The organism is Ilyomonas limi (genome assembly GCF_005233845.1).
Classification (GTDB): domain Bacteria; phylum Bacteroidota; class Bacteroidia; order Chitinophagales; family Chitinophagaceae; genus Ilyomonas; species Ilyomonas limi.
On record NZ_SZQL01000053.1, the window covers coordinates 1 to 2,445 of the forward strand.

The following is a 2,445-nucleotide window of genomic DNA, read 5'->3' on the forward strand; positions in this document are numbered from 1 at the left end:
TGATGCCATACTTTTGAGCAAGCTGTCTGAAGCCCACTCCCTGCGTTAAATACTCTGTAATAATTTGTGTTTTTAAATCCATAAATAGGCTGTTTTTTAGTCAACCTATTTCAGGACGAGACATTACCGCTGCTGATTGCTTGTTCGTCGCCCCGCCATATGCGCCAATGCACTGTTAGCTGCTGCCTTTCTGACTTAAGTTTTTATGAACTTCCAATAAATAGGTTAATCCACTTTCCGCTTTCAAATCATCAATTTTCTGCTTTGTTTGGATATAATCGGCAGTCATGTCTGTTGCCATTGCTAAAGAACCTTTTATTAATGCAGCTGGATTAATAGAGGGATTGCCGACGAATAACTTAACCGTATTTGCTAAGGGGGCTACAATCTTATAGAACCAATTTCTTCTTTCCTTTTCTATCTTCAGTACTAAATCAACTAATGCAGGTCTAACTAGTGTGTCAACAAGGTTTTGGCATTCTCGCATTGCTTCTTTAACGTCACTACTTTCTTTTGTTATTTTCTTTGCGTCAGTAGAAAGTTTAAGCATCGCCGACCAATACGGTGGTAAATGATTTTTTAGCCTTTCTCTTGCCTCTAATAAATCTTGTGGTTTAGCTTCTTTAAAATCTGGTAGAAGCATTTCAATAGACTTCATCGCTAAAATGCTGGCTATTGCTTTATTGTCTTGTAAAACACTCTTGTCGATAGTACTTTCTTGCCCAACAATTGGAACATAGCCCTGATTGATTTTAGGTATCATTTCGTCAACTCCATAACTGCTTATTTCTGCATTGAATGACCCCTGAAAACGGTAAGGTTTACCATTGCCACCTTTTTCCAAAAGCTCCAATTTAAAAGGCTTAGTTTCCTTTGTCATTTCGGTGGTAAAAACTTGAGGAAACAATTCGTGATTTCTTGAAATAAACATGTGGCTCTGTAAAAGGTAAAGTTTAGCTGTTTCTTACTGCCTTAGTGTAAGTCCATTCAACATCTCCTTTTCATCATCCGTTCCGTCGCCAATTTCAATCTTTATTTTAGTTGAAGGCTTTCCGTGTTTTAATTCATAGTTTTTTGCAAAATCAAGGAGGATGTCTAATTGGTTTGGCAGAAGGATGTTTTCAAACAACAGACTTAATGCAGTTACTGTAGCCGGATTGGAAATAAAAAAACCGCTCAAGTAAATGCCCTTGAAATGAGTAATGGAACTTATTAATTCTCTCATTTAAAAAGTGATTGTTTAGCAATTAAGGTTGCAGCTAACGCCCGCCGGCTTGTCGCAGTGCGGGTGATAGCATTTCGTCAGCCTAATATAGCACAATAGTTTAATTGAAAAACTACTGTTCAGCTTTTATTCGTCTGCCCGCATTGTGGCAAACCGAATGTTAGCTGCGGTGTTTTTTGGGTGGAAGCTTGGCGGTCTTCAACATGTTGTTTGCCCGTTCAAGTTTTTCGGGAAACATAATTTTGTCCCGGTACTTGTCTAAAGACGGGTCTATAGCCACGATGGGCACTTTTCTGTTGTTAAGTTCTTGTACCGTTTTCATAGCATGCAAGTTAATCAAATTTCCGTTGTGCTAAAAATCCGTCATAGTCCACGCCAAGTTCAAATTCCGGGAAGTCGTCTCCGATTTGTCCATACAAATAAAAATCTGCCCGCATTTGGTCGTAATATTTGGTAATACCCATTCTGTAAAGTCTTGTCCGTGCTTTAGTGCTGCCGGATGCGTAAATGTATGCGTCAGGGTACTTGTCGCAGAAGGCATATAATGCAGCGATAACAGTCGCCAAGACTTTTTCTGTGTCGCCATTGTCTGAGACGGACAGGTCATCAATACTGCCAGTAAGTGGGTCTTTGTCGCCAAAAGCTAGATTGAAAAGCCCTGGGTCAGTCGTTGCCTGGAATTCTATGAGTTTGCGAATGGCACCTCTTGGACCTTCACTAATGAATTCAAATCTGGTTAGTCCTGTCTCTGATTTAAGATTGTATTTTTCAACTTTCATGCTGTCTAATGCGTCGGCGCGTGAAGATAGTGTTTTCTGTCTTGCTAAAGTCGGATACAGCGATTGAGAAGCATCGCAGCTAACGTTCAGGGCTTTATGCAGGTTGGGAATTGTTATTCGTCTGCCCACAACCGCTGCTGATTAAAAATATAAAGTTGAATTTAAGAACTAAAGCTGAAAGTTATTTGTCCAGCCCGAACTACAGCTTGGATTTGCATTTCGCTGATGTTACAATGTCAAGCCCAACTTGCATAAAGCATCTATGTAAAAGCGGTAATTTGAGGGTACCTAAAATTCAAGTGTATGAATACTCAAACCACCGCTTCTGTACCAAAGTTATTCATTGGTATGGATGTACACAAGAAAAGCTGGACCTGTCATTTTAAAACAGACCTGTTTGATTATAAGACGGTCACCATGCCGGCTGATAGTGCTTGTTTG

At 39.8% G+C, this 2,445-nt stretch carries 4 protein-coding genes; all 4 read right to left on the reverse strand.

All coding sequences use genetic code 11. The features are described 5' to 3' along the window. Positions 1–175: 175 nt before the first annotated feature. Positions 176–931, reverse strand: coding sequence for a hypothetical protein (locus tag FC093_RS23450; RefSeq protein WP_137264258.1), 756 nt, complete (start codon positions 929–931; stop codon positions 176–178). 33 nt (positions 932–964) lie between these two features. Next, positions 965–1,225 (reverse strand): hypothetical protein, encoded by a 261-nt coding sequence (locus FC093_RS23455; protein WP_137264259.1) that lies wholly within the window; start codon positions 1,223–1,225, stop codon positions 965–967. A 160-nt stretch (positions 1,226–1,385) separates the two neighbouring features. Continuing rightward, positions 1,386–1,547 (reverse strand): hypothetical protein, encoded by a 162-nt coding sequence (locus FC093_RS23965; protein WP_170971216.1) that lies wholly within the window; start codon positions 1,545–1,547, stop codon positions 1,386–1,388. Positions 1,548–1,557: 10 nt separating this feature from the next. Beyond that, complete coding sequence (locus tag FC093_RS23460) at positions 1,558–2,133, reverse strand: DUF6934 family protein (protein ID WP_206106678.1); 576 nt, start codon at positions 2,131–2,133, stop codon at positions 1,558–1,560. Positions 2,134–2,445 lie beyond the last annotated feature (312 nt).

What these genes read in the sequence shown, in the direction of transcription:
- FC093_RS23455 (WP_137264259.1), bottom strand. Translation starts at nt 1,225, where the DNA reads ATGAGAGAATTAATAAGTTCCATTACTCATTTCAAGGGCATTTACTTG.
- FC093_RS23450 (WP_137264258.1), bottom strand. Translation starts at nt 931, where the DNA reads ATGTTTATTTCAAGAAATCACGAATTGTTTCCTCAAGTTTTTACCACC.
- FC093_RS23965 (WP_170971216.1), bottom strand. Translation starts at nt 1,547, where the DNA reads ATGAAAACGGTACAAGAACTTAACAACAGAAAAGTGCCCATCGTGGCT.